We start from the raw sequence: 26,587 nt of genomic DNA, 5'->3' as shown, positions 1-26,587 counted from the left end.
CTGACTATGCAGCGTAGACAAGGATTGCCTGATTTGGCGTAGCGCCTGATCTTTGTCCGGTTCACGGCCGTAGCAGGCTCGCAAGTTTGCCCGGATCGTATTTGCACTCCTGAAAGGGCAAAGTGAATACCAACCGAAAGCAGGTTGAGGACTTTCCCTCAACCATAGAATCTCCCACAGGGGACCGGTGGCGCACACAGATCCAGTGTGGTGGGCTTGCCCGCGATGGCGGATTTACATTCAATACTGGTAGTGGCTGATCTGCCACATTCGCGAGCAAGCTCGCTCCTACAGGGAGATTCAGTTCTTCTTAGCCTGCTCCCACACCCGTTCTTCCTGTTCACGCAGTTCCGGCGTGAATTCGGCGCCAAAGTCTTCGGCCTCGAACACCTGGCGAATCTCGATCTCGGCTTCGGTGCCCGGCATCGGGTTGGGGCAGCGCTTGACCCACTCGATGGCTTCTTCTCTGGATTTCACTTTCCACAACCAGAAACCGGCGATCAGTTCCCTGGTTTCGATGAAGGGGCCGTCGATGACCGAGCGTTGCTCCCCCGAAAACCTTACGCGGGCGCCTTTGCTGCTGGGGTGCAGGCCTTCGCCTGCGAGCATGATGCCGGCCTTGACCAGTTCTTCGTTGTAGTTGCCCATGGCGGTCAGCAGTTCCTGGCTGGGCATCACACCGGCTTCGGAATCGGCGCTGGCCTTGATGATGATCATGAATCGCATGGTGATTTCTCCGTTGTAATTGAGTGACTCGTCAAATGGTCGAATGGCTGTCGTGCAAATCGACAGATCCTCGACAAAATTGTTGTAGAAGACACTCTGGCAGGTTTCTTTTGGACCGCCATTTCGCTACACCGTATTTCTGGCGAGCCTGCCCAACGATCAAAGGAATGTGTCCCGTATGCCAATTCTGGAACTCTCTACGCTTATCCCCGACCGTACGCCCGGACAGGTCCTCGACTTCTGCCTGGATGGGATCAACTTTCCGAAGATTTTCCCCGAGCGCATTACCCCGCTGGGCGATGTCGATCTGAACGACCTGCGGATTGAAGCAGGGCGGCAATTTCGCTTTCGTCACTGGATGTTCAATGTGATTCCATCGAATTGGACGGTAGTGATCAGGGAAGTCGGTAAGATGCATTTCATCGACGAGATGCTCAAGGGACCGATGCGTGCCTTTCGTCATGAACATCGAGTAGCGGCAGGCGAGGGCGGTACGCTATACACCGACCGAGTGACGTATTCGGCGATAGGTGGCGCGCCCATGGAGTGGTTGCTGGTCAATGGCTACATGCGACGGATTTTCGAGGCACGCCACCGCAATATGCTGAAGTTACTCAAATAACACTGCTGTCCCTGTGGGTTGTATCCAGTTTTGTGCGCCGATACATGACAATTTATGTTTGACCGTAGGTCGTCGGACAATTTCGTGGTTAACTTCGGCCTCGTCAAATTTCTCCACACCAATGTCAGAAGGACTCCGTTCATGGCTCAAGTCACTCTTAAAGGCAACCCGGTTCAAGTCAACGGCCAACTGCCACAAGCCGGTTCCAAGGCGCCAGCCTTTTCCCTGGTTGCTGGCAATCTGTCCGACGTCACCCTGAAAGACTTTGCCGGCAAGCGCAAAGTGCTGAACATCTTCCCAAGCATCGACACCCCGACCTGCGCCACCTCCGTGCGCCAGTTCAACGCCAAGGCCAACGAAGTGGCCAACACCGTTGTGCTGTGCATCTCCGCTGACCTGCCGTTCGCCCAGGCGCGTTTCTGCGGTGCCGAAGGCCTGGAAAACGTACAGAACCTGTCGACCCTGCGCGGTGCCGAGTTCATCCAGAACTACGGCGTGGCCATCGCTGACGGCCCGCTCAAAGGCCTGACCGCCCGTGCCGTGGTGGTTCTGGACGAAAACGACAACGTGCTGCACAGCGAACTGGTCGGTGAAATCGCTGACGAGCCGAACTACGAAGCGGCACTCGCTGTTTTGAAGTAAGTAAGCACCGTTACAATTGTTGACACCCCCGCTGTCAATAATGCTGTTGTAGGAGCGAGCTTGCTCGCGATGGACTCAAGAACGCTGCGTTTCGTCAGTAGACATGCGTTATCGTTAACGACCATCGCGAGCAAGCTCGCTCCTGCACTGACCAGCATTACCCTCTGTTCAGGCCGTTTTCATTTGTGCTTCAGTGTCTTACACAAAACTCCTGCTACGTAAGCCAAAGGTAAATTGCCGGTAAAGGCGCTTTGCTTAAAACCCGCCAGTGCTTATCGTTCCCTCATGTAAAAAAAGCCCACGCGCCCAATGGTTGATCACTCAATGCAATCCTCCGCTTCCCGTAGTCCTCGTCGCTGGCTGTTCGGCCTGCTTGTCCTGCTGGTCATCGCCGCCCTGTGCTGGAAATTCTGGCCCGGCAGCGCTGCACCCAAAGAGGCTGCGGGGCAGAAAGCCGTCGCCGGGCATACCGGCAGGTCAGGTGGAATGCGACCTGGATTCGGCGGGGCGTCCGGGCCGGTACCGGTGCGAGTGGCTCCGGCAGTCACCGGTGATTTCCCTCTGTACTTCAAGGCGCTGGGCACGGTCACTGCGCTGAACACCATCAATGTCCGCAGTCGCGTCGGTGGTGAGCTGGTCAAGATCCATTTCGAAGAAGGTCAGATGGTCAAGGCTGGCGACCTGTTGGCCGAAATCGACCCGCGCCCCTACCAGAACGCCTTGCTTCAGGCCGAAGGCACCTTGCTGCAGAATCAGGCGCAGCTGAAAAACGCCCAGGTCGACGTCGAGCGCTATCGCGGCCTGTATCGCGAAGACAGTATTGCCAAGCAGACCCTGGACACCGCCGAAGCGCTGGTCGGACAGTTCCAGGGCACGGTCAAGACCAATCAGGCCGCGGTCAACGACGCTAAACTCAACCTTGAATTCACCAAAATCCGCGCACCGATCACCGGTCGCGTTGGCCTGCGTCAACTGGACGTCGGCAACCTGGTAGCCGCCAATGACACCACCGCATTGGCGATCATCACCCAGACCCAACCGATCAGCGTGGCCTTCACTCTTCCGGAAAACAGCCTCGACACCGTACTCGCCCGTTATCGCAGCGGTGCCAGATTGCCGGCTGAAGCCTGGGATCGCGGTGATACCAAATTGCAGGCCACTGGCGTGCTGCAGAGCCTGGACAACCAGATCGACGTCACCACCGGCACCCTGAAATTCAAGGCCCGTTACGAGAACCGCGATCAGTCGCTATTTCCCAACCAGTTCGTCAATGTGCGCCTGTTGGCCGACACCCTAAAAGATGTAGTGCTCGCGCCTTCCGCCGCGATCCAGTTCGGCACCAACGGTACATTTGCCTATGCCCTGGACGGTGACAAGAAGGTCAGGATCCGTCAGTTGAAAGTCGGCGCCAGTGACGGCCTGAACACCGTGGTCACCGAAGGTCTGTCGGCGGGCGAGCGGGTTGTTCTGGAAGGCACCGACCGCCTGAAGGACGGCAGCGACGTGGAGGTGGTCAACGACAGCCAGGACGTGCCGACCACGCCAACCGAACACCTGCAAGGCAAGTCGGCGGCCGACGCGGCAACGCCCGCGACCACCGACAAGGCGAAAAAGGGCGGCGCATGAATCTCTCGCGGCTGTTCATCCTTCGCCCGGTAGCCACCACGCTGAGCATGCTGGCGATTATCCTGGCCGGCGTCATCGCCTATCGGCTGCTGCCGGTGTCGGCGTTGCCCCAGGTCGATTACCCGACCATTCGCGTCATGACGCTATATCCCGGCGCCAGTCCGGATGTCATGACCAGCGCGGTAACCGCGCCGCTTGAGCGGCAGTTCGGGCAAATGCCTGGCCTGACGCAAATGGCTTCCACCAGTTCCGGCGGGGCGTCGGTACTGACCCTGCGGTTCAGCCTCGAAATCAACATGGACGTGGCCGAGCAACAAGTTCAGGCGGCGATCAACGCCGCGACCAACTTGCTGCCCAAGGACCTGCCGGCGCCGCCGGTGTACAACAAGGTCAACCCGGCCGATACGCCGGTGCTGACCCTGGCCATCACCTCCAAGACCATGCTGTTGCCCAAGCTCAACGATCTGGTCGACACCCGCATGGCGCAGAAAATCGCCCAGATCAGCGGTGTCGGCATGGTCAGCATTGCCGGCGGCCAACGCCAGGCCGTGCGCATCAAGGTCAATCCGGAAGCGCTGGCCGCCAATGGTCTGAACCTTTCGGACGTGCGCACCCTGATCGGCGCCTCCAACGTCAACCAGCCCAAGGGTAACTTCGACGGCCCGACCCGGGTCTCGATGCTCGATGCCAACGATCAACTGACCTCACCCAAGGACTACGCCAACCTGATCCTGGCCTACGCCAACGGTGCGCCGTTGCGGCTCAAGGACGTGGCGGAAATCGTCGACGGCGCCGAGAACGAGCGACTCGCCGCGTGGGCCAACGAAAACCAGGCCGTGCTGCTGAACATCCAGCGTCAGCCCGGCGCCAACGTGATCGAAGTGGTGGACCGGATCAAGGCCCTGCTGCCGAGCATCACCGACAACCTGCCGGCCGGCCTCGACGTGGTGGTGCTGACCGACCGCACCCAGACCATCCGCGCCTCGGTCAAGGACGTGCAGCACGAATTGCTGATCGCCATCGCCCTGGTGGTCATGGTCACCTTTCTGTTCCTGCGCCGCGCCAGCGCCACGATCATTCCGTCGGTGGCCGTGCCGCTGTCGTTGATCGGTACGTTCGGCGTGATGTACCTGGCCGGGTTCTCGGTCAACAACCTGACCCTGATGGCCCTGACCATCGCCACCGGTTTCGTGGTGGACGATGCGATCGTCATGCTGGAGAACATTGCGCGTTTTATCGAGGAGGGCGACAGCCCGCTGAACGCCGCGCTCAAGGGCGCCAGGCAGATCGGCTTCACCCTGATCTCCCTGACGTTGTCGCTGATCGCCGTGCTGATCCCGCTGCTGTTCATGGCGGACGTGGTCGGGCGGCTGTTCCGCGAATTTGCCATCACCCTGGCGGTGGCGATCCTGATTTCCCTGGTCGTTTCCCTGACCCTGACGCCGATGATGTGCGCGCGGTTGCTCAAGCGTGAACCCAAGGAAGCAGAGCAGGGCCGTTTCTACCGTGCCAGCGGTGCATTCATCGACTGGATGATTGCCGCTTATGGACGCAAGTTGCAGTGGGTGCTCAAGCACCAGCCGCTGACCTTGATGGTGGCCATTGGCACTTTGGTGCTGACGGTATTCCTGTACATGGTGGTGCCCAAGGGCTTCTTCCCGGTGCAGGACACTGGCGTCATTCAGGGTATTTCCGAAGCGCCGCAATCGATTTCTTTCGCCGCCATGAGCGAGCGCCAACAGGAACTGGCCAAGGTCATTCTGGCCGACCCGGCCGTCGAGAGCCTGTCCTCCTATATTGGCGTGGATGGCGATAACTCGACCCTCAACAGCGGTCGGTTATTGATCAACCTCAAGTCGCACCACGACCGTGATCTGAGTGCAACGCAAGTGATTGCCCGGCTGCAACCGGAGCTGGACAAACTGGTCGGCATCCGCCTGTTCATGCAACCGGTGCAGGACCTGACCATCGAAGACCGGGTCAGCCGCACGCAGTACCAGTTCAGCATGTCTTCGCCGGATTCTGAGCTGCTGAGCCTGTGGAGCGGGCGACTGGTCGACGCCCTGGCCGACCGGCCGGAACTGACCGACGTTGCCAGCGATTTACAGGACAAGGGCTTGCAGGTTTATCTGGTGATCGACCGCGATGCGGCGTCGCGGGTCGGGGTGTCGGTGTCGAACATCACCGATGCGTTGTACGACGCCTTTGGCCAGCGGCAGATTTCCACCATCTACACCCAGGCAAGCCAATACCGCGTGGTGCTGCAATCGCAGTCCGGCGAGAAGATCGGCCCGGATGCGTTGAACCAGATTCACGTCAAGACCACCGATGGCGGCCAGGTGCGCCTGTCCAGCCTGGCGCATATCGAGGAGCGTCAGGCGCAACTGGCGATCACCCACATCGGCCAGTTCCCGGCGGTGATGATGTCCTTCAACCTTGCGCCCGGCGTGGCGCTGGGGCATGCAGTGCAGATCATCGAGCAGGTGCAGAAGGACATCGGCATGCCGATTGGCGTGCAGACCCAATTCCAGGGCGCGGCGCAGGCGTTCCAGGCGTCGTTGTCGAGCACCTTGCTGCTGATTCTGGCGGCGGTGGTGACCATGTACATCGTGCTGGGCGTGCTCTACGAGAGCTACATCCACCCGATTACCATTCTCTCGACCCTGCCGTCGGCGGCGGTGGGCGCCTTGCTGGCGTTGATCCTCAGCGGCAACGACCTGGGCATGATCGCGATCATCGGCATCATTTTGCTGATCGGCATCGTCAAGAAGAACGCGATCATGATGATCGACTTCGCCCTCGACGCCGAGCGCAACCAGGGCATGGACCCGCAGACGGCGATCTATCAGGCCGCGCTGCTGCGCTTCCGGCCGATCCTGATGACCACACTGGCCGCGTTGTTCGGTGCCGTGCCGTTGATGCTGGCCACCGGTTCCGGCGCAGAATTGCGTCAGCCGCTGGGTCTGGTGATGGTTGGTGGTCTGCTGCTGAGCCAGGTTTTGACGCTGTTCACCACGCCTGTGATTTACCTGTATTTCGACCGTCTCGGTCGGCGCTGGGGCCGCAAGCCTGAGTCCGTGGAAGCGGTAGAGCAGCCATGAACCTTTCCGGACCTTTCATCAAGCGCCCGGTCGCGACCATGTTGTTGAGCCTGGCCATCATGCTGCTGGGCGGCGTGAGCTTCGGTTTGCTCCCCGTGTCGCCGCTGCCGCAAATGGACTTTCCGGTGATCGTGGTCCAGGCCAGCCTGCCGGGGGCGAGCCCCGAGGTGATGGCGTCCACCGTGGCCACGCCGCTGGAACGCTCTTTCGGCGCCATTGCCGGGGTCAACACCATGAGCAGCCGGTCCAGCCAGGGATCGACCCGGGTGATTCTGCAATTTGACCTCGACCGCGACATCAACGGCGCGGCGCGGGAAGTGCAGGCGGCCATCAATGCCTCGCGCAACTTGCTGCCGAGCGGGATGCGCAGCATGCCGACCTACAAGAAGGTCAATCCGTCCCAGGCGCCGATCATGGTGCTGTCGTTGACGTCGGATGTGCTGGAAAAAGGCCAGCTCTATGACCTGGCCTCGACGATCCTGTCCCAGAGCCTGTCCCAGGTGCAGGGCGTCGGCGAGGTGCAGATCGGCGGCAGTTCCCTGCCAGCGGTACGTATCGAACTCGAACCGCAGTCGCTCAACCAGTACGGCGTGGCCCTGGACGATGTGCGCAACACCATCGCCAATGCCAACGTGCGCCGGCCCAAGGGCTCGGTGGAAGACGACCAACGGCTGTGGCAGGTCCAGGCCAACGACCAGCTGGAAAAAGCCAAGGACTACGAGTCGCTGATCATCCACTACAACGGCGGTGCGGCCCTGCGCCTGAAGGACGTAGCGAAGGTCAGCGATAGCGTCGAGGACCGCTACAACAGCGGTTTCTTCAACGATGACGCGGCGGTACTGCTGGTGATCAACCGGCAGGCCGGCGCCAACATCATCGAGACGGTCAACGAGATCAAGGCCCAGTTGCCGGCGTTGCAGGCGGTGTTGCCGGCCAGCGTCAAGCTGAACCTGGCCATGGACCGCTCGCCGGTGATCAAGGCCACGCTGCACGAAGCGGAAATGACCCTGCTGATCGCCGTGGCGCTGGTGATCCTGGTGGTGTTCCTGTTCCTTGGTAACTTCCGCGCCTCGTTGATTCCGACCCTGGCGGTGCCGGTGTCGCTGGTCGGCACCTTTGCCGTGATGTACCTCTATGGCTTTTCGCTGAACAACCTGTCGTTGATGGCGTTGATCCTGGCCACCGGGCTGGTGGTGGACGATGCCATCGTGGTGCTGGAGAACATATCCCGGCATATCGACGAGGGCGTAAAGCCGATGAAGGCGGCATACCTCGGCGCCCAGGAAGTCGGTTTCACCTTGTTGTCGATGAACGTGTCGCTGGTGGCGGTGTTCCTGTCGATCCTGTTCATGGGCGGGATCATCGAGAGCCTGTTTCGCGAATTCTCCATCACCCTGGCAGCGGCCATCGTGGTCTCATTGGTGGTGTCGTTGACCCTGACCCCGATGCTCTGCGCTCGCTGGCTCAAGCCGCACACGCCGGGGCAGGAGAACCGCCTGCAACGCTGGAGCCGGCGGGCCAACGACTGGATGGTCGGCAAATACGCCACCAGCCTCGACTGGGTGCTGCGCCACAAGCGCCTGACCTTGCTCAGTCTATTCGTGACAATTGGCGTGAATATCGCGTTGTATGTGGTTGTTCCTAAAACATTTATGCCACAGCAGGATACCGGCCAACTGATCGGTTTCGTGCGCGGCGACGACGGCCTGTCGTTCAGTGTGATGCAGCCGAAGATGGAGATTTTCCGCCGCGCGGTGTTGAAGGATGAGGCGGTAGAAAGCGTCGCCGGGTTCATTGGCGGTAACAACGGCACCAACAACGCCTTCATGCTGGTGCGCCTGAAGCCGATCAAGGAACGCAACATTTCCGCGCAAAAGGTCATCGAGCGTCTGCGCAAGGAAATGCCCAAGGTCCCAGGCGCACAACTGATGCTCATGGCTGATCAGGACCTGCAATTCGGCGGCGGCCGCGAGCAGACCTCCTCGCAATATTCCTACATCCTGCAAAGCGGTGACCTGGGGTCGTTGCGCGAGTGGTATCCGAAAGTCGTCACCGCGCTCAGGGCCTTGCCGGAGCTGACGGCGATCGATGCGCGGGAAGGCCGGGGCGCCCGGCAAGTGACGCTGATCGTCGACCGCGACCAGGCCAAGCGCCTGGGTGTCGACATGGACATGGTCACGGCGGTGCTGAACAACGCCTACAGTCAGCGACAGATTTCGACCATCTACGACAGCCTCAACCAGTATCAGGTGGTGATGGAGGTCAATCCGAAATACGCCCAGGACCCGATCACTCTCAAGCAGGTCCAGGTGATTACCGCTGATGGCGCACGGATTCCACTGTCAACCATCGCCCATTACGAAAACAGCCTGGAAAACGACCGGGTCAGCCACGAAGGCCAGTTCGCTTCGGAAAGCATTGCCTTCGACATGGCCGAAGGCGTGACCGTGGAGCAGGGCAGTGCCGCCATTGAACGAGCGATTGCCAAGGTCGGCCTGCCGGAAGACGTGATCGTGAAAATGGCCGGCACCGCCGACGCCTTTGCCGCCACGCAAAAAAGCCAGCCGTTCATGATTCTCGGCGCGCTGGTGGCTGTGTATCTGGTGCTCGGCGTGTTGTACGAAAGCTACATTCATCCGCTGACCATCCTGTCCACCCTGCCGTCGGCCGGGGTCGGCGCATTGCTGTCGATCTATGCGCTGGGCGGCGAGTTCAGCCTGATTTCATTGCTGGGGCTGTTTCTGCTGATCGGCGTGGTGAAGAAAAACGCGATTCTGATGATCGACCTGGCGTTGCAGCTGGAGCGACACCAGGGCATGGCACCGCTGGAATCGATTCGCAGTGCCTGCCTGCAACGTTTGCGACCTATTCTGATGACCACCCTGGCGGCGATCCTCGGTGCCTTGCCGTTATTGCTGAGCCGTGCCGAAGGGGCGGAAATGCGCCAGCCGCTGGGTCTGACCATCATCGGCGGGCTGATCTTCAGCCAGGTACTGACGCTCTATACCACCCCGGTGGTTTACCTCTATCTCGACAAACTGCGCCATCGCTTCAATAAATGGCGTGGGGTGCGTACCGATGCTGCTCTGGAAACTCCGCTATGACTGAACGTTCGCTTTTCAACCTGGCTGCACCGCTGCTCATTGCTCGAGGCTCGCGTCTGTTGAGCCTGTCACTGTGCGTGGCAATGCTCAGTGCCTGCGCCGTCGGCCCGGATTACCAGCGCCCGCAAACCGCCGAGCCTGCGCAGTACAAGGCCGCAGAGGGCTGGCGTCAGGCCAATCCGAGCGATGCCCTGGCGCGCGGCGCCTGGTGGGAGTTGTATGGTGACCGGCAGCTCAACGACCTGGTCGAAAAGCTCAATAGCTCCAACCAGACCGTCGCCCAGGCCGAAGCCCAGTACCGGCAGGCCCAGGCGTTGGTGCGCAGCGCACGCGGGGCGTTTTTCCCGACGGTCGACCTGAATGTCAGCAAGAACCGCTCAAGTCAGGGCACTGGCAGCAGCAATTCCAGCCTGACCAGTTCGTCCAGCGGTATTCGCGACACGTATTCCGCCCAGGTGGGCGTCAGTTGGGAAGCGGACGTATGGGGCAAGCTGCGCCGGGGCCTCGAAGCCGACACCGCGAATGCCCAGGCCAGCTTTGCCGATCTGGCCGCGATGCGCTTGAGCCAGCAGTCGGAACTGGTGCAGAACTACCTGCAGTTACGCGTGATCGATGGCCAGAAGCGCTTGCTCCAGGACACGGTCGATGCTTATCAGCGGTCGTTGAAGATGACCGAGAACCAATACCGCGCCGGCGTATCGGGCAAGGACGCCGTGGCCCAGGCCCAGACGCAGCTTAAAGGCACCGAAGCCGATATGATTGACCTGATCTGGCAACGCGCGCAGTTCGAGAACGCCATTGCCGTGCTGATCGGCCTGCCGCCTTCGGAGTTCAGCCTGGCGGAAAGCCAGGACATTCCGCCGTTGCCGCAAGTGCCGCCGGCCTTGCCTTCGCAGTTGCTGGAGCGGCGTCCGGATATTGCTTCCGCCGAGCGTTCGGTGATGGCCGCCAACGCCAACATCGGTGTGGCCAAGGCCGCCTATTACCCCGACCTGACATTGAACATGAACGGCGGTTACAGCAGCAGCACCTATTCCAACTGGATCAGCCTGCCGAACCGCTTCTGGTCGGTCGGACCGCAATTGGCCATGACCCTGTTCGATGGCGGCCAGCGCTCGGCGGAAATCGACCGCAGTGAAGCGGCCTATGACGAAACGGTGGCCAAATACCGCCAGACCGTGCTGGACGGATTCCGCGAGGTGGAAAACTTCCTGGTGCAACTCAAGGTGCTTGAAGACGAAGCCGTCGTGCGCCAACAGGCACTGGACGCCGCCCGTGAATCGCTACGCCTGACCCAGAACCAGTACAAGGCCGGTTTGATTGCCTACATCGATGTAGTGGTGACCCAGGCCGCGGCGCTGAGCAATGAACGCAGTAACCTGGACCTGCTGCAAAGCCGCCTGATTGCCAGCGTGCAGTTGATTGCCGCGTTGGGAGGTGGCTGGGATGGGCAGCTTCAGGTGAGCGATAGCCAGTAATGCATTTGTGCCCAGAGTGACTTGTCTGTGGCGAGGGAGCTTTCTCCCGCTCGAGCGCGAAGCACTCGCAAAACTTGCGATCGTGATCCTTCTGAATGATTTTGGGGTCAGGTTTCGGGGCCGCTCCGCAGCCCAGCGGGAGCAAGCTCCCTCGCCACAATAGTGCATTCGCTATTGACGCACGTGTCTGGCACGGTAATCCAAGCCTCGAGTCCGGGTATGCCAGAGTTAATGTAAAACCTTAAAACAAGCGTTTCATCGGACTGATGGCCCTTTGCTCATTTTGTGAGTGCGTTCTCATTTGGAATCAGTACAATCGCCGCATTTGCCCCCCAGCGAGAATCAATACCAACAAGGGGGGCATGCACGAGAAGTCCCCATGTCCATCGGCAGCTATTCCCCCACCCTGGTTATCATTTCGCTCTGTGTCGCGATTCTCGCCTCATACACCGCACTCGACCTGACCGGACGTATTGCCACCGCCAAAGGCCGCGCCGTGCATTTGTGGACCGCGGGCGGGGCGGTTGCCATGGGCATCGGCATCTGGTCGATGCACTTTATCGGCATGCTCGCGTTCAAGTTGCCGATCGATCTGGGCTACGACGGCACGATCACCCTGTTGTCGCTGCTGATTGGCGTGCTCTCCAGCGGTTTTGCACTGTGGCTGGTCAGCCAACCGCAATTGCCCGCCTGGCAGCTGGCCTTCGGCGCGTTAGTCATGGGCGCCGGCATCAGTGCGATGCACTACACCGGCATGGCCGCTATGCGCATGCAACCGGGCATCGACTACGATCCGACGTTGTTCGGCGCTTCGCTTCTGATCGCGGTCGGTGCATCGGGCGCGGCATTGTGGATTGCTTTCCGCCTGCGCCAGCACACGCCCTATGTCCGTCTGATCCGTGGTGGTGCCGCCGTGATCATGGGTATCGCCATCGTCGGCATGCACTACACCGGCATGGCCGCCGCACGCTTTGCCGATGGCAGTTTTTGCGGGGCGGCGGTCAATGGCCTGAGCGGCAAGGGCCTGGACAATCTGGTGCTGGTCACCACGCTGGCGGTGCTGAGCATCGCTTTGCTGACCTCGATCCTCGATGCGCGCCTGGAGGCCCGCACCGCGAGCCTGGCTGAGTCGCTGACCGAGGCCAACCGTGAACTGACCCAACTGGCTCTGCATGACACCCTGACCGGGTTGCCGAACCGGATGTTGCTTGCCGATCGTATCGATCAGGCCATGTCGCGGGTCCGGGAACAGGGTGGCTGCTTTGCCCTGATGTTCATCGATCTGGACGGCTTCAAACCGGTCAACGATGCCTTTGGTCACCATATGGGTGATTTGCTGTTGCGCGAAGTGGCCGTGCGCCTGCGCGAAGACTTGCGCAGCCAGGACACCCTGGCGCGGATCGGCGGCGATGAGTTCGTGTTGCTGGTGCAATTGAGCGAACAGAACGACGCCTTGAGCCTCGCGGCCCGTCAGGTCGGGCTGATCGCGCGGGCGTTCCGGGTTGCCGAACATGATTTGCACATTTCCGCCAGCGTCGGCATCGCGCTCTACCCCGGTAATGGGCAGTCCGCCCACGAGTTGCTGATGAACGCCGACGCGGCGATGTATCACGCCAAGGGCGCGGGTAAAAACGGCTACAGTTTTTTCGATGCCTCGATGAACAGCAACGCCCGCAAACAGCTGCAATTGCTGCAGGACTTGCGCAATGCCGTGGAACAAAAGGAATTCAGCCTGTATTACCAGCCCAAGTTCGACGCCGCCAATGGCCGTCCGGTGGGCGCCGAGGCCTTGTTGCGCTGGGAGCACCCGACGCAAGGGCTGCTGTTACCGGACAAATTCATCGAAATGGCGGAAAAAACCGGCCTGATCATCCCGATTGGCGAGTGGGTGCTCAACGAAGCCTGCCGCCAGATGCGCGAGTGGTACGTGTCGGGCTACACCGATTGGCGCATTGCGGTGAACCTTTCGGCTATCCAGTTCTGTCATTCCGGGCTGGTCCAGAGCGTCGCCAAAGCGCTGGCGACACACCAACTGCCGGCCAACAGCCTGACCCTGGAAATCACCGAAACCACGGCCATGAGCGATGCCGATGCGAGCATGACGGTGCTTCAGGAACTGTCGGAAATGGGCGTCGACCTGTCCATCGACGATTTTGGTACTGGCTATTCGAGCTTGATGTACCTCAAGCGCCTGCCGGCCAACGAACTGAAGATCGACCGCGGTTTTGTCCGCGACCTGGAGCACGACAGCGATGACGCCGCCATCGTTTCGGCCATCGTCGCCCTCGGCCAGGCGCTGGGGTTGCGCATCGTCGCCGAAGGTGTGGAGACGGGCGTGCAGCAGGACTTCCTGACCCAGCTCGGTTGCGATTCGTTGCAGGGGTACCTGCTGGGGCATCCGTTGCCGGCCGCAGGCTTCATGGTGGAAATCCATCGCGGGGAGCAATTGGTCGAGCAGTTGAAAGCCAGTGCCGAGCGCGAAATGTCGATGACATGACAGCTGACGTGAAGCCATGCAAAAACCGTCAATGGCGGTTATTCTTGCCCCCGACCGCTTTAGCTTTGATTGGGGGAAAGCTCGCATGGACAAAGTCATCATCATCACCGGCGGTAGCCGCGGCATTGGTGCCGCCACCGCTCTGTTGGCCGCCGCGCAGGGCTATCGGATCTGCATCAACTACCAGGCCGACGAACAGGCTGCACTCGGCGTGCTCGAGCAAGTCCGCGCCCTCGGTGCGCAAGCCATTGCGGTGCGGGCCGACGTCAGCATCGAAGACGAAGTCATCGCGCTGTTCCATCGGGTGGACAGTGAACTGGGCCGGGTCACCGCGCTGGTGAACAACGCCGGCACCGTCGGGCAAAAGTCCCGGGTCGACGAGATGTCCGAGTTCCGCATTCTCAAAATCATGAAAACCAACGTCCTGGCGCCGATCCTCTGTGCCAAGCACGCGATCCTGCGCATGTCGCCCAGGCACGGCGGGCAGGGCGGCAGCATCGTCAACGTGTCTTCGGTGGCCTCGCGTTTGGGCTCGCCCAACGAGTACGTCGACTACGCCGCCTCCAAAGGTGCGCTGGACACCTTCACCATCGGCCTGTCCAAGGAAGTGGCGGGCGAGGGGATTCGGGTCAACGCTGTGCGCCCGGGCTACATCTACACCGATTTCCATGCCTTGAGCGGTGATCCGGATCGGGTCAGCAAAATGGAATCGGCGATTCCGATGGCCCGGGGCGGGCGTCCGGATGAGGTGGCGGAGGCGATTGTCTGGTTGCTGTCGGACAAGGCTTCTTATGCGACGGGGACGTTTGTTGATCTTGGTGGTGGGCGTTAACGCTTCAGTTTTGTGTTGTTGGATATGGCCTCATCGCGAGCAGGCTCGCTCCCACAGCGGATATCCAGTGTTCACAGATATTGTGTACACGGATAAACCCTTGTGGGAGCGAGCCTGCTCGCGAAGGCGATAGTGCAAGGCACCCTCTAACCATCAAAACGACCGCACAATCCGCCCCAACGTCTCCATCGCCTTCTCCGCAGCCTCATCCCACGGGCTGCCATAATTCAACCGAATACAATTCCTGAACCGCTGCGTCGGCGAAAAGATCGGCCCCGGCGCGATGCTGATGCCTTGGGCCAGCGCCATCTGAAACAACTTCAGCGAATCCATCTGTTCCGGCAATTCCAGCCACAAAAAGTACCCGCCCGCCGGTTGGCTGACCCGCGTTTGCGCGGGGAAATAGCGGGCGATGGCGGCGAGCATGGCGCTTTGCTGGTCTTCCAGCGCATGGCGCAATTTACGCAGGTGCCGGTCGTAGCCGCCGTGTTGCAGGTAATCGGCGATGGCGGCCTGGGCCGGCATCGAGGCACAGAGTGAGGTCATGAGTTTCAGTCGTTCGATTTTCTGCGCATAGCGCCCGGCGGCGACCCAGCCGATGCGGTAGCCGGGGGCCAGGCTTTTGGCGAACGAGCCGCAGTGCATCACCAGGCCCTCGGTATCAAAGGCCTTGGCCGGTTTAGGTGCTTGCTGGCCGTAATACAGTTCGGCGTAGACGTCGTCTTCGATCAGCGGCACCTGGTGGCGGCGCAACAACTCCACAAGCTGCTGTTTCTTGGCCTCGGGCACAGTCGCGCCCATGGGGTTCTGGAAGCTGGTCATGCACCAGCAGGCCTTGATCGGATGGCGCTCCAGGGTTTGCTCGAGCACACCGAGGTCGATGCCGTCGCGCGGGTGCACGGGGATTTCCACGGCCTTGAGCTTCAGGCGTTCGAGCACTTGCAGGCAGGCATAGAACGCCGGGGCTTCGATGGCCACCAGGTCGCCGGGTTGGGTCACCGCTTGCAGGCACAGGTTGAGGGCTTCCAGCGCGCCGTTGGTGATCAGCAGTTCTTCCATGGGCAGCATCAGTCCGCCGACCATGTAGCGCAGGGCGATTTGCCTACGCAGTTGCGGGTTGCCCGGCGACATGTCGGTGACCACCATGCGCGGGTCCATTGCGCGGCTGGCGCTGGCCAGGGAGCGGGACAAGCGTTGCAGGGGAAACAGCGTCGGGCTGGGGAACGCCGAGCCGAAGGGCACAGTGTTCGGGTCCTTGATCGAGTCGAGCACCGAGAACACCAGTTCGCTGACGTCGACTTCCGTGGATTCGTTGACCTGATTGCTGATCACCGGTTCGGAAAACGGTCGGGTTGCATGAGCGTTGACGAAGTAGCCGGAACGCGGGCGAGCGCGGATCAGCCCGCGACGTTCCAGCAGGTAGTAGGCCTGGAACACCGTCGACGGGCTGACGCCGTAGGTCTGGCTGGCGTAGCGCACCGAGGGTACACGCTGGCCCGGGCCGAGGACGCCGGAGCGGATCAGTTCTGCGATGTCGTCGGCGAATTTTTCGTAGCGTTTCATCAAAAGCCCGGTTGGGTGTCATTTGGAGAAAGGGGATGGTCGTACCGCCAAGATCGCAGCCTTCGGCAGCTCCTACAATGGATCGGCTTGCGTGCGTAGGAGCTGCCGAAGGCTGCGATCTTTAAAGCTCTGTATCTTAAAGGTTCAGCGATTCATCGGCGCAACAAACCGGCTCTTCGCCACGCTGTAGATGTCGGGCTCATCGTGGTCGACCACCTTGAAGCCGATGCTCTGTGAGCTACTGGCCGGACGTTGCGAGAGCATCGCCACCGACACCGGCACATCGACAATCTCGCCCGGTGCCAGGCTCAACCCGGTCTTGCCCCGCAACTCGAAACCATCGGCATCGACCAGGCTCAATTGATAGTCCTGACGCTGCTGGGTCTTGTTGATCACCTTCAGACTGTAGATGTTTTCGATCTGCCCCTGGCTGTTCTCGCGGAACAACCCTCTGTCCTTGCTGACGTCGAGCGACACCATCGGCCGTTCCACCAGCGCCATCACCAGGGCGGCGATCATCACCAGCAGCACGGCGGTGTAGCCGATCAGGCGCGGACGCAGCAGGTGGGTCTTGCCACCCTGCAACTGATGCTCGGAGGTATAGCTGATCAATCCTGGGGCGTAGCCCATCTTGTCCATGATCGAATCGCAGGCGTCGATGCACGCGGCGCAACCGATGCATTCCATCTGCAAGCCATCGCGAATGTCGATGCCGGTCGGGCAGACCTGTACGCAGAGCTGGCAATCGATGCAATCGCCCAAACCGACCTCGGCGGGCTTGACTTCCCGTTTGCGCGGGCCACGGTTTTCGCCCCGGGCCACGTCGTAGGAAATGGTCAGGGTGTCCTTGTCGAACATCACGCTCTGGAACCGCGCGTAGGGGCACATGTGCATGCACACCGCTTCACGCAGCCAACCGGCATTGATGTAGGTGGCGCCGGTAAAAAACAGCATCCAGAACAGGCTGACGCCGCTCATTTGCAAGCTCAGCAGCTCTTCGGCCAACGGCCGGATCGGCGTGAAGTAGCCGACGAAGGTCAGACCGGTCAGCAGGCTGATGACCAGCCACAAGGTGTGCTTGGCCGCGCGCCGCATCAGTTTGTTCAGGCCCCACGGCGCGGCTTGCAACTTGATCCGCTGGTTGCGCTCGCCCTCGGTGATCTTCTCGCACCACATGAAGATCCAGGTCCACGAACTTTGCGGGCAGGTGTAGCCGCACCAGACCCGTCCCGCGAACACGGTGATCGCAAACAGGCCGAAGGCGGCAATGATCAACAGCGCCGACAGCAGGATGAAGTCCTGCGGCCAGAAGGTCGCGCCGAAGATATGGAATTTGCTTTCGGAAAGATCCCAGAGCACCGCCTGACGACCGCCCCAGTTCAACCACACGGTGCCGAAAAACAGCAAAAACAGAAAACCCGCACCACTGATGCGCAGATTGCGGAACAGCCCGGTGAAGCTGCGGGTGTGGATGTGGTTGTCGCTGGATTTGGCCTTCATCTTAGGACGCGAAGGCTCGAAGGTTTCTACGGTTCGGACGGGGATTCTCTCGCTCATGGTCTTTCGCTCATCAGCCTCCATCAGGCATGAGCACTATGAGTGGCGATCTGTTTGCATAACAGACTCAGGTATTGCATTAAAAAGCGGATCAGATGGTGCTGGGCGCACGGCCTGCGACAACTTGAAGCACCTGCCGCAGTTGAGCGCAGGAGGCTATCTAAAACAGCGGCGGCAGGCGCTGATCAATCCCGGTCAAATCACCGAATCACTGTCGGTGGCTTTCAAGTGCCGGCGTCCAACCACCGCCCTGTCAGCGGAGGTTTTTCACAGCCTGATTCCTGCTCGTTGCTCGGGGTTAGTGAGAGTTCGTGCTGGTTGTAGTCAATATCACCGTGCAGCAGATGATTCTCCAGCTCCCTGATGATTGAGCTTCTGGTTGATGGTTCCGAGGGGGTGCGTTCGGCTTCGAAGCAAAGAAATTCGTAGTTGAATATTTTCAAAGGGAGGCCAGCCGTCGATTGGTCGTTCACGGTTGAGCGCGTGGTGCTGTGCGCTAGCGTTGTCTGTGAGTTCGCTGACGCTGGAAAAAAACACTTTCATGGCTGGCCACGCTCAAGGCTGACGGAGTGATGGCTATATAAGGCGTGGGATATGCGTTTCGTAAAGTGTCGGGCGGGCAGATTTGCCGCTTTAGGATCGGTACTACGTGTTCTTGGGAAGAGTCATACATTTTTTATGAGCTTGCCTGCTTTCGACGCAGGAGCGATCAACTGTCTTCATGACGGATTCACAATCACCGGCGGCATCGTCGTTGGCGGTTCTTCCCTTGGCGGCAGGATCGTGCCAGCAATGGATTGTTCAAACCTCAAGTGGCACATGGCGTGAGTCGTGCTTAAGTAGGTGGACTGGTGGGTTGACCATTGCCCGAAAGACTTGATTGCGCAAATTGCAGATGAAACTTTCCCGGCGACTGTCGCTCGGAACCTAAGTGAGTGCTTCCCGGGGCGGACAGTCCAGCGGGATGGCGACCAGACACACGCGCGTCCATGGGGCGTCAGGAGAGAGGCTCGATGACGGCTGAAAAACCGACTGAGTTGAGCTACAACCCGCACATGCCGCTGTCGCAGGCGTTGTTGCTGCCGCGTATCGTCATGGAAAACATCATGCCGACCCTTGAAGGCGGGCAGTTCGCGGTCAAGGCCGTGGTGGGGCAGGACATGGTGGTGACCGCCAAGGTGTTTGCCGACGGGCATGACAAACTCGGGGTTCGCGTACGCTGGCGGGCCGAGGACGAGGACGTCTGGCAAAGTGCGGCCATGCACGATCTGGGCAACAACGGTTGGCAAGGGCAGTTCCGTGTCGAGAGCCAGGGCCGTTATCTGTTCTGTATCGAAGCCTGGATCGATCAGTTCGCCAGTTTTTGCTACGAACTGGAAAAGAAACATGCGGCCGCGGTGCCCGTCAGCCTGGAGCTGCAGGAAGGGCGAATTCAAGTGCAACAAGCCGCCGAACGCAGCGAAGGGCCACTCAGCGAGCAACTGGCGGCCTTGCACCATGAACTGTCAGGACTGCTCGAAGCCGAGCAGGTCGCGCTGTTTTTGCACCCGCGTAGTGCCGACCTCATGGCTCGCGCCAATCATCGTGCTTTCCTGAGCCTGAGCCCGGAGTACCCGGTGGATGTGGAGCGCGAACTGGCGCAGTTCGCCAGTTGGTATGAATTGTTCCCGCGTTCGATCACCGACAGTCCGGCGCGCCATGGCACCTTCAATGACGTGCATTCACGGCTGGCGATGATTCAGGACATGGGCTTCGACGTGCTGTATTTCCCGCCGATCCACCCGATCGGGCGCAGCTACCGTAAAGGCCCGAACAACTCCCTGACGGCGAGCCCCGATGATCCGGGCAGCCCCTATGCGATTGGTAGCGAGGAGGGCGGCCACGAGGCGATTCACTCGCAGTTGGGTACCCGCGAAGACTTCCGGCGACTGGTGGCGGCCGCCGCGGCCCATGGCCTGGAAATCGCCCTCGACTTTGCCATCCAGTGTTCCCAGGACCACCCTTGGCTCAAGCAACACCCCGGCTGGTTCAACTGGCGGCCGGACGGCACGATCAAATATGCCGAGAACCCACCGAAGAAATACCAGGACATCGTCAACGTCGACTTCTATGCCCCCGAGGCGATTCCGAGCCTGTGGGTGGAACTGCGCGACATCGTGGTGGGCTGGGTCGAGGAGGGTGTGAAGATCTTCCGCGTCGATAACCCGCACACCAAGCCTTTGCCGTTCTGGCAGTGGCTGATCGCCGATGTACGGGCGTTGTACCCCGAGGTGATCTTCCTCGCCGAAGCCTTCACCACCCCGGCAATGATGGCGCGCCTGGGCAAGGTCGGTTATTCCCAGAGCTACACCTATTTCACCTGGCGCAACACCAAGGCCGAACTGGCGAGCTACTTCACTGAACTCAACGAATCGCCATGGCGCGAATGCTACCGGCCGAACTTTTTCGTCAATACGCCGGACATCAACCCGGCGTTCCTCCATGATTCAGGGCGTCCCGGGTTCCTCATCCGCGCCGTGCTGGCGACCATGGGCTCGGGCCTGTGGGGCATGTATTCGGGTTTCGAGTTGTGCGAGTCGGCGCCGGTGCCGGGCAAGGAGGAGTACCTTGACTCCGAGAAGTACGAGATCCGCCCCAGGGACTTCAATGCGCCGGGCAACATCATTGCCGAGATTGCCCAGCTCAACCGCATCCGCAGGCAGAACCCGGCGCTGCACACGCATCTGGGCCTTAAGGTCTACAACGCCTGGAACGACAACATCCTGTACTTCGGCAAACGCAGTTTTGACGGCAGCAATTTCATTCTGGTGGCGGTCAGCCTCGATCCGCACAACGTGCAGGAAGCGAGATTTGAGTTGCCGTTGTGGGAAATGGGCCTGCCCGATGACGCCAGCACCCAGGGCGAAGACCTGATGAATGGCCATCGCTGGACCTGGCACGGCAAGCAGCAGTTCATGCGGATCGACCCGGCGTACCAGCCGTTCGGGATTTGGAGGATTACCGCCTCTTGAGAACACCACAATTTCTGTGGCGAGGGAGCTTGCTCCCGCTCGGCTGCGAAGCAGTCGTAATCCCTTTGAACACGGTGCACCTGTCAAATGGCATAGGGTTGCTCCGCAACCCAGCGGGAGCAAGCTCCCTCGCCACAGAAGTCTCAGCCTGTGGCCAAGTCGAATTCACCAGGAGTTTCACATGGCGAAGAAACCCAAGGCAGCCACGTTCATCAAGGACCCGCTCTGGTACAAGGACGCGGTGATCTATCAAGTTCATGTCAAATCGTATTTCGACTCCAACAACGACGGGATTGGTGACTTTCCCGGCCTCATCGCCAAGCTCGACTACATCGCCGACCTGGGCGTCAACACCATCTGGCTGTTGCCGTTCTACCCCTCGCCACGGCGCGATGACGGTTACGACATCGCCGAGTATCGTGGCGTGCACAGTGACTACGGCACCATGGCCGATGCCAGGCGTTTCATTGCCGAGGCGCACAAACGCGGCCTGCGAGTGATCACCGAACTGGTCATCAACCACACTTCCGACCAGCACCCTTGGTTCCAGCGCGCACGCAAGGCCAAAAAAGGTTCAGCCGCCCGGGACTTCTACGTGTGGTCCGATGACGATCAGAAATACGACGGCACCCGCATCATTTTCCTCGACACCGAAAAGTCCAACTGGACCTGGGACCCGGTCGCCGGCCAATACTTCTGGCACCGTTTCTACTCCCACCAACCGGACCTGAACTTCGATAACCCGCAAGTCATGAAGGCGGTGCTGTCGGTGATGCGTTACTGGCTCGACATGGGCATCGACGGCTTGCGCCTGGACGCCATCCCCTACCTGATCGAACGCGACGGCACCAACAACGAGAATCTGCCGGAAACCCACGACGTCCTGAAAAAGATCCGCGCCGAAATCGACGCCAACTACCCCGACCGCATGCTGCTGGCCGAGGCCAATCAATGGCCGGAGGACACACAGCTGTACTTCGGCGACACCGATAAAAAAGGCCTGAACGGCGACGAATGCCACATGGCCTTTCACTTCCCGTTGATGCCGCGCATGTACATGGCGCTGGCCCAGGAAGATCGCTTCCCGATTACCGACATTCTGCGCCAGACCCCGGATATTCCCGCCAATTGTCAGTGGGCAATCTTCCTGCGCAACCACGATGAGCTGACCCTGGAGATGGTCACCGACAAGGAGCGCGACTACCTGTGGAATTACTACGCTGCCGACCGCCGCGCACGGATCAATCTGGGGATTCGCCGCCGTCTGGCACCTTTGGTGGAGCGCGACCGCCGTCGGGTCGAGCTGCTCAACAGCCTGCTACTGTCGATGCCCGGCACGCCGACCCTGTATTACGGCGATGAAATCGGCATGGGCGACAACATCTACCTCGGCGACCGCGACGGCGTGCGTACGCCAATGCAATGGTCCATTGACCGCAACGGCGGTTTCTCCCGCGCCGACCCGGCCAGCCTGGTGCTGCCGCCGATCATGGACCCGCAATATGGCTACCTGTCGGTCAACGTCGAAACCCAGGCCGGCGATCCGCATTCGCTGTTGAACTGGACCCGGCGCATGCTTGCCGTGCGCAAGCAATCCAAGGCCTTCGGGCGCGGTACGTTGAGGATGCTTTCACCCAGCAACCGACGGATTCTGGCCTACACCCGTGAATACACCGGGGTGGATGGCAAGCACGAAGTCATTCTGTGCGTGGCCAATGTGTCGCGCAGTGCCCAGGCCGCCGAGCTGGATTTGTCGGCCTACGTCGGCATGGTGCCGGTGGAAATGCTCGGGGGTAACGCGTTCCCGCCCATTGGCCAGCTGAATTTCCTTCTGACGTTGGCGCCTTACGGCTTTTACTGGTTTGGCCTCGCCGCGGAAAACCAGATGCCGAGCTGGCACGTGGAACCCGCGCAAAGCCTGCCGGACTTCACCACGCTGGTGCTGAAAAAACGCATGGAAGAGCTGCTCGAAGCGCCGTCACGCACCACACTGGAGCAAAGCATCCTGCCGAACTGGTTGCAGAACCGCCGCTGGTTCGCCGGCAAGGACGCTGCCATTCAACAGGTCGATCTGGCCTATGGCGTGCGTTTCGGCGATCCGCAGCATCCGGTGCTGTTCAGTGAGATCAAAGTCACCAGCGCTGGCCAGGTCAGTCGCTACCAGTTGCCGTTCGGCTTTATTTCCGAGGATCAGGTCGGTACTCCGTTGCCGCACCAGTTGGCGTTGTCGCGGGTACGGCGTGGACGTCAGGTTGGCCTGATCACCGATGCCTTCAGCCTGGACACCTTTGTGCATGCCATATTACAGGGCATTCAGGCCGGCACCGTGTTGGCATCCAGTGATGGCGACATTCGCTTCGAGTCCACCGCGGAACTTGAAAAACTCGGCCTCAATGCCGAGTCCCCGGTGCGCTACCTGTCGGCCGAGCAGTCCAACAGCTCGGTGGTGATCGGCAACAGCCTGGTGCTGAAGCTGATCCGCAAGGTTGCCTCAGGCGTGCATCCGGAACTGGAAATGAGCGCGTATCTGACCAACGCCGGGTTCAGCAATATTTCGCCATTGCTGGGTGCGGTGGTGCGCCGGGATGCGGCGGGTGAAGACAACCTGCTGATGATCGCCCAAGGCTATCTGAACAATCAGGGCGACGCCTGGGAGTGGACGCAGAACAACCTCGAGCGGGCGCTGCGCGATGAGCTGGCCGACGCCGTGTCCGAGCAGGAACAACACTACAACGCGCTCGGCGAACTGAAAGATTTCGCCGGTATGCTCGGTCGGCGCCTGGGAGAAATGCATCAGGTACTGGCAGCGCCGAGTGCCAATCCGGACTTCTTGCCGCAGGTCACCACGCCGAAGGAGGCGCTGGCTTCGGCCAGGGATGTCGCGGCGCAAGTCGATCATGCGTTGAACTTGCTCAAGCAGCATAAAAATCAACTGAACCCGGCGGACCAGACTCTGGTCAGCCATTTGCTGGACAACAAAAAAGCCATCCTCGGCCATGTGCAAGCGTTAGGCAAAAAGACTGCGGGTGGCCTGCGCATTCGTGTACACGGCGATCTGCATCTGGGGCAGGTGCTGGTGATCAAGGGCGATGCCTACCTGATCGACTTTGAAGGTGAACCGGCGCGACCATTGCATGAACGACGGGGCAAACACAGTCCGTACAAGGATGTCAGCGGTGTGCTGCGTTCCTTCGACTATGCGGCGGCGATGGCGATCAACGTGCAGAGCGTCGATAACACCGCGACAGCCGCTGCCGCGCGCTTGCGGGTCACCGATCGCTACTCGAGCGAAGCGCGGCAAGCATTTGTCGACGCTTATCGGCTGGCGGCAGCTAGTCTTGCCCATGCATGGCAAGATCCAGAAGGCGAGGATGCCGCGCTGGCGCTGTTCGGTCTGGAGAAGGCGGCGTATGAAGTGGCCTATGAGGCGGAAAATCGCCCCACCTGGTTGCCCGTGCCGTTGCACGGTTTATATGGATTATTGAGTGGGATCAAACCCTTTTCCGATCTTGGTGGAGAGTAGTCATGAGTGTCTCGAACAAGGAACAGGGTCATCACAAAGAAGCGCTGCTGCCCAGCACGCGGGATATCAATGCATTGGTGCGCGCCGAGCATATCGACCCTTTTGCGATTCTCGGCCCGCACGCCGATGGCATGGGCGGGCAGTTCATTCGCGCGTATCTGCCGGGCGCCCTGAGTGTAGAAGTGCTGGCCAGGGACTCGGGCGAAGCGCTTGGGAGTCTTGAAGCCACAGCGACACCGGGGTTGTTCGTCGGGCATTTCCAGCGTGCGCAAGCGTATCTGCTGCGCACCCATTGGGCCGGCGGAGAGCAAACGGCCGAAGACCCTTACAGCTTCGGCCCGTTGCTGGGCGAAATGGACTTGTATCTGTTCGCCGAAGGCAATCACCGCGACCTCAGTGCGTGCCTGGGCGCGCAACTCAAGACTGTGGATGGCGTCGACGGCGTGCGTTTCGCCGTGTGGGCGCCGAATGCCCGGCGGGTGTCGGTGGTCGGTGATTTCAACGTCTGGGACGGGCGCCGGCATCCGATGCGCTTGCGTCATCCCACCGGTGTCTGGGAGTTGTTCATCCCGCGGCTGCAAGCCGGGGACACCTACAAATACGAGATTCTCGGCGCCCACGGCATTCTGCCGTTGAAGGCTGATCCCGTGGCACTGGCCACCAGCCTGCCACCGGACACCGCCTCGAAAGTCGCTTCACCCTTGAACGTCGACTGGCAGGATCAGGACTGGATGCTGACCCGGGGCGACCGCCACCGGGTGACTGCGCCCTTGTCGATCTACGAATTGCACGCCGGCTCATGGCAATGTGAGCTGGATGACCTGGGCGAAGTGGCCCGCCAGTACACCTGGCCCGAACTGAGCGAGCGACTGATTCCCTATGTAAAAGACCTGGGTTTTACCCACATCGAACTGATGCCGATCATGGAGCACCCGTTCGGCGGTTCGTGGGGCTATCAATTGCTGTCGCAATTCGCGCCGAGTGCGCGGTATGGCACGCCGGACGAGTTCGCCGCCTTCGTCAACGCCTGCCATGTGGCCGGGCTCGGGGTGATCCTCGATTGGGTGCCGGCGCATTTCCCCACCGATATCCACGGCCTGGCCCAGTTCGATGGCACGGCGTTGTACGAGTACGGCAACCCGCAGGAAGGTTTCCACCAGGACTGGGACACGCTGATCTACAACCTGGGGCGCACCGAAGTGCACGGCTACATGCTGGCGTCGGCGTTGCACTGGCTCAAGCATTTCCATGTCGACGGCCTGCGGGTCGACGCAGTGGCCTCGATGCTGTACCGCGACTACTCGCGCAAGGCTGGCGAATGGGTGCCGAACCGCCATGGCGGGCGGGAGAACCTGGAAGCCATCGACTTCCTGCGCCACCTCAATGACGTAGTGGCCCTCGAAGCGCCCGGTGCGCTGGTGATCGCCGAAGAATCCACCGCCTGGCCGGGCGTCAGCCAGGGCACGCAACAGGGCGGCCTGGGCTTTGCCTACAAATGGAACATGGGCTGGATGCACGATTCGCTGCACTACATCCAGCAAGACCCGGTGTACCGCGCCCATCACCATAACGAGCTGAGTTTCGGCCTGGTGTATGCCTGGTCCGAACGCTTCATCCTGCCGATTTCCCACGACGAAGTGGTGCACGGCAAACACTCTTTGATCGACAAGATGCCCGGCGACCGCTGGCAGAAATTCGCCAACCTGCGGGCCTACCTGAGTTTCATGTGGGCGCATCCGGGCAAGAAACTGCTGTTCATGGGCTGCGAGTTCGGCCAGTGGCGCGAGTGGAACCACGACCAGCAGCTGGACTGGTACCTGTTGCAATACCCCGAGCACAAGGGCGTGCAGAAACTGGTGTCTGACCTCAATCGCTTGTACCGCGAAGAGCCGGCGCTACACGAGCAGGACGATGTGCCGCAGGGGTTCCAATGGCTGATCGGCGATGACGCGATCAACAGCGTTTATGCGTGGATGCGCTGGAGCAAGGACGGCCGGCCCGTGCTGGTGGTCGCCAACTTTACGCCGGTGCCGCGTGAGGCTTATCGGGTTGGGGTGCCGTTTGCCGGGCAGTGGAGTGAGGTGCTTAACAGCGATTCGTCGATTTATGCTGGTTCCAATTATGGCAACAGTGGCGGGGCAGTGGCCGAGGAAACGCCGAGCCATGGGCAGGGGTTGTCGTTGGTGCTGAATTTGCCGCCGTTGGCGGTGTTGATGTTAAGGCCGGAGGGGTGATTCAGACCTGAAGTAGAAGCTCTGGAGTGAGCCTGCAACCCAGTGCCACACTCCAGCGCTACATTGAATGC

At 60.5% G+C, this 26,587-nt stretch carries 15 protein-coding genes; 11 read left to right on the top strand and 4 right to left on the bottom strand.

Going from position 1 to position 26,587, the window contains the following annotated elements:
• Nucleotides 1-300: 300 nt before the first annotated feature.
• Nucleotides 301-726 carry a YciI family protein gene (locus C8K63_RS05890; protein ID WP_108215834.1) on the bottom strand — a complete coding sequence of 142 codons (426 nt, stop codon included), beginning with the start codon at nt 724-726 and terminating at the stop codon, nt 301-303.
• 178 nt (nt 727-904) lie between these two features.
• Between C8K63_RS05890 and C8K63_RS05885 the strand changes: the two genes are divergently transcribed.
• The 8 genes from C8K63_RS05885 to C8K63_RS05845 all read left to right on the top strand — a co-directional run bounded on the left by C8K63_RS05885 (nt 905) and on the right by C8K63_RS05845 (nt 14,628).
• Complete coding sequence (locus tag C8K63_RS05885; RefSeq protein ID WP_108215833.1) at nt 905-1,348, top strand: polyketide cyclase; 444 nt, start codon at nt 905-907, stop codon at nt 1,346-1,348.
• A 141-nt stretch (nt 1,349-1,489) separates the two neighbouring features.
• Complete coding sequence (gene tpx, locus C8K63_RS05880; protein ID WP_108215832.1) at nt 1,490-1,990, top strand: thiol peroxidase; 501 nt, start codon at nt 1,490-1,492, stop codon at nt 1,988-1,990.
• Between the two features lie 309 nt (nt 1,991-2,299).
• Nucleotides 2,300-3,616, top strand: coding sequence for an MdtA/MuxA family multidrug efflux RND transporter periplasmic adaptor subunit (locus C8K63_RS05870; RefSeq protein ID WP_108215831.1), 1,317 nt, complete (start codon nt 2,300-2,302; stop codon nt 3,614-3,616).
• On the top strand, nt 3,613-6,717 hold the full coding sequence (locus C8K63_RS05865; RefSeq protein ID WP_108215830.1) for an MdtB/MuxB family multidrug efflux RND transporter permease subunit: 3,105 nt from the start codon (nt 3,613-3,615) through the stop codon (nt 6,715-6,717). The genes C8K63_RS05870 and C8K63_RS05865 overlap by 4 nt, the downstream gene beginning before the upstream one ends.
• Nucleotides 6,714-9,821 carry an efflux RND transporter permease subunit gene (locus C8K63_RS05860; protein WP_108215829.1) on the top strand — a complete coding sequence of 1,036 codons (3,108 nt, stop codon included), beginning with the start codon at nt 6,714-6,716 and terminating at the stop codon, nt 9,819-9,821. The genes C8K63_RS05865 and C8K63_RS05860 overlap by 4 nt, the downstream gene beginning before the upstream one ends.
• Nucleotides 9,818-11,299, top strand: a complete 1,482-nt coding sequence (locus tag C8K63_RS05855) for an efflux transporter outer membrane subunit (protein WP_108215828.1) — start codon at nt 9,818-9,820, stop codon at nt 11,297-11,299. Before C8K63_RS05860 ends, C8K63_RS05855 begins: the two co-directional genes overlap by 4 nt.
• Nucleotides 11,300-11,678: 379 nt before the next feature.
• Complete coding sequence (locus C8K63_RS05850) at nt 11,679-13,796, top strand: bifunctional diguanylate cyclase/phosphodiesterase (protein ID WP_108215827.1); 2,118 nt, start codon at nt 11,679-11,681, stop codon at nt 13,794-13,796.
• An 85-nt stretch (nt 13,797-13,881) separates the two neighbouring features.
• A complete protein-coding gene (locus tag C8K63_RS05845; protein ID WP_108215826.1) occupies nt 13,882-14,628 on the top strand; it encodes an SDR family oxidoreductase in 747 nt (248 codons plus the stop codon).
• 153 nt (nt 14,629-14,781) lie between these two features.
• Here C8K63_RS05845 and mapR read toward each other — a convergent pair whose 3' ends face one another.
• The 3 genes from mapR to C8K63_RS30065 form a co-directional block, all read right to left on the bottom strand.
• Nucleotides 14,782-16,191, bottom strand: a complete 1,410-nt coding sequence (gene mapR, locus C8K63_RS05840; protein WP_108215825.1) for a GntR family transcriptional regulator MpaR — start codon at nt 16,189-16,191, stop codon at nt 14,782-14,784.
• A 144-nt stretch (nt 16,192-16,335) separates the two neighbouring features.
• Nucleotides 16,336-17,748 carry a cytochrome c oxidase accessory protein CcoG gene (ccoG, locus tag C8K63_RS05835; protein ID WP_108215824.1) on the bottom strand — a complete coding sequence of 471 codons (1,413 nt, stop codon included), beginning with the start codon at nt 17,746-17,748 and terminating at the stop codon, nt 16,336-16,338.
• Nucleotides 17,749-17,972: 224 nt separating this feature from the next.
• Nucleotides 17,973-18,221: a hypothetical protein gene (locus tag C8K63_RS30065; RefSeq protein WP_146176378.1), complete on the bottom strand. Its 249-nt coding sequence runs from the start codon at nt 18,219-18,221 to the stop codon at nt 17,973-17,975.
• 540 nt (nt 18,222-18,761) lie between these two features.
• On the opposite strand from C8K63_RS30065, the gene C8K63_RS05830 reads away from it, so the two are divergent.
• The 3 genes from C8K63_RS05830 to glgB all read left to right on the top strand — a co-directional run bounded on the left by C8K63_RS05830 (nt 18,762) and on the right by glgB (nt 26,516).
• Entirely contained in the window at nt 18,762-20,759 is a 1,998-nt protein-coding gene (locus C8K63_RS05830; RefSeq protein ID WP_108215823.1) for an alpha-1,4-glucan--maltose-1-phosphate maltosyltransferase, read from the top strand.
• Between the two features lie 181 nt (nt 20,760-20,940).
• Nucleotides 20,941-24,282, top strand: coding sequence for a maltose alpha-D-glucosyltransferase (gene treS / locus C8K63_RS05825; RefSeq protein ID WP_108215822.1), 3,342 nt, complete (start codon nt 20,941-20,943; stop codon nt 24,280-24,282).
• A 2-nt stretch (nt 24,283-24,284) separates the two neighbouring features.
• On the top strand, nt 24,285-26,516 hold the full coding sequence (gene glgB, locus C8K63_RS05820; protein WP_108215821.1) for a 1,4-alpha-glucan branching protein GlgB: 2,232 nt from the start codon (nt 24,285-24,287) through the stop codon (nt 26,514-26,516).
• The last annotated feature ends 71 nt before the right edge of the window (nt 26,517-26,587 follow it).

This window comes from Pseudomonas sp. GV085 (assembly GCF_003050925.1).
GTDB lineage: Bacteria > Pseudomonadota > Gammaproteobacteria > Pseudomonadales > Pseudomonadaceae > Aquipseudomonas.
The sequence above is the reverse complement of the archived record's forward strand: the minus strand, read 5'-3'. Positions and strand labels throughout refer to the sequence as shown.

Coding starts and splice junctions, on each gene's coding strand:
- C8K63_RS05855 (WP_108215828.1), top strand. CDS start 9,818: ATGACTGAACGTTCGCTTTTCAACCTGGCTGCACCGCTGCTCATTGCT.
- C8K63_RS05890 (WP_108215834.1), bottom strand. CDS start 726: ATGCGATTCATGATCATCATCAAGGCCAGCGCCGATTCCGAAGCCGGT.
- C8K63_RS05845 (WP_108215826.1), top strand. CDS start 13,882: ATGGACAAAGTCATCATCATCACCGGCGGTAGCCGCGGCATTGGTGCC.
- C8K63_RS05860 (WP_108215829.1), top strand. CDS start 6,714: ATGAACCTTTCCGGACCTTTCATCAAGCGCCCGGTCGCGACCATGTTG.
- C8K63_RS05870 (WP_108215831.1), top strand. CDS start 2,300: ATGGTTGATCACTCAATGCAATCCTCCGCTTCCCGTAGTCCTCGTCGC.
- ccoG (WP_108215824.1), bottom strand. CDS start 17,748: ATGAGCGAGAGAATCCCCGTCCGAACCGTAGAAACCTTCGAGCCTTCG.
- mapR (WP_108215825.1), bottom strand. CDS start 16,191: ATGAAACGCTACGAAAAATTCGCCGACGACATCGCAGAACTGATCCGC.
- tpx (WP_108215832.1), top strand. CDS start 1,490: ATGGCTCAAGTCACTCTTAAAGGCAACCCGGTTCAAGTCAACGGCCAA.
- C8K63_RS05850 (WP_108215827.1), top strand. CDS start 11,679: ATGTCCATCGGCAGCTATTCCCCCACCCTGGTTATCATTTCGCTCTGT.
- C8K63_RS05885 (WP_108215833.1), top strand. CDS start 905: ATGCCAATTCTGGAACTCTCTACGCTTATCCCCGACCGTACGCCCGGA.
- C8K63_RS05830 (WP_108215823.1), top strand. CDS start 18,762: ATGACGGCTGAAAAACCGACTGAGTTGAGCTACAACCCGCACATGCCG.
- glgB (WP_108215821.1), top strand. CDS start 24,285: ATGAGTGTCTCGAACAAGGAACAGGGTCATCACAAAGAAGCGCTGCTG.
- C8K63_RS05865 (WP_108215830.1), top strand. CDS start 3,613: ATGAATCTCTCGCGGCTGTTCATCCTTCGCCCGGTAGCCACCACGCTG.
- treS (WP_108215822.1), top strand. CDS start 20,941: ATGGCGAAGAAACCCAAGGCAGCCACGTTCATCAAGGACCCGCTCTGG.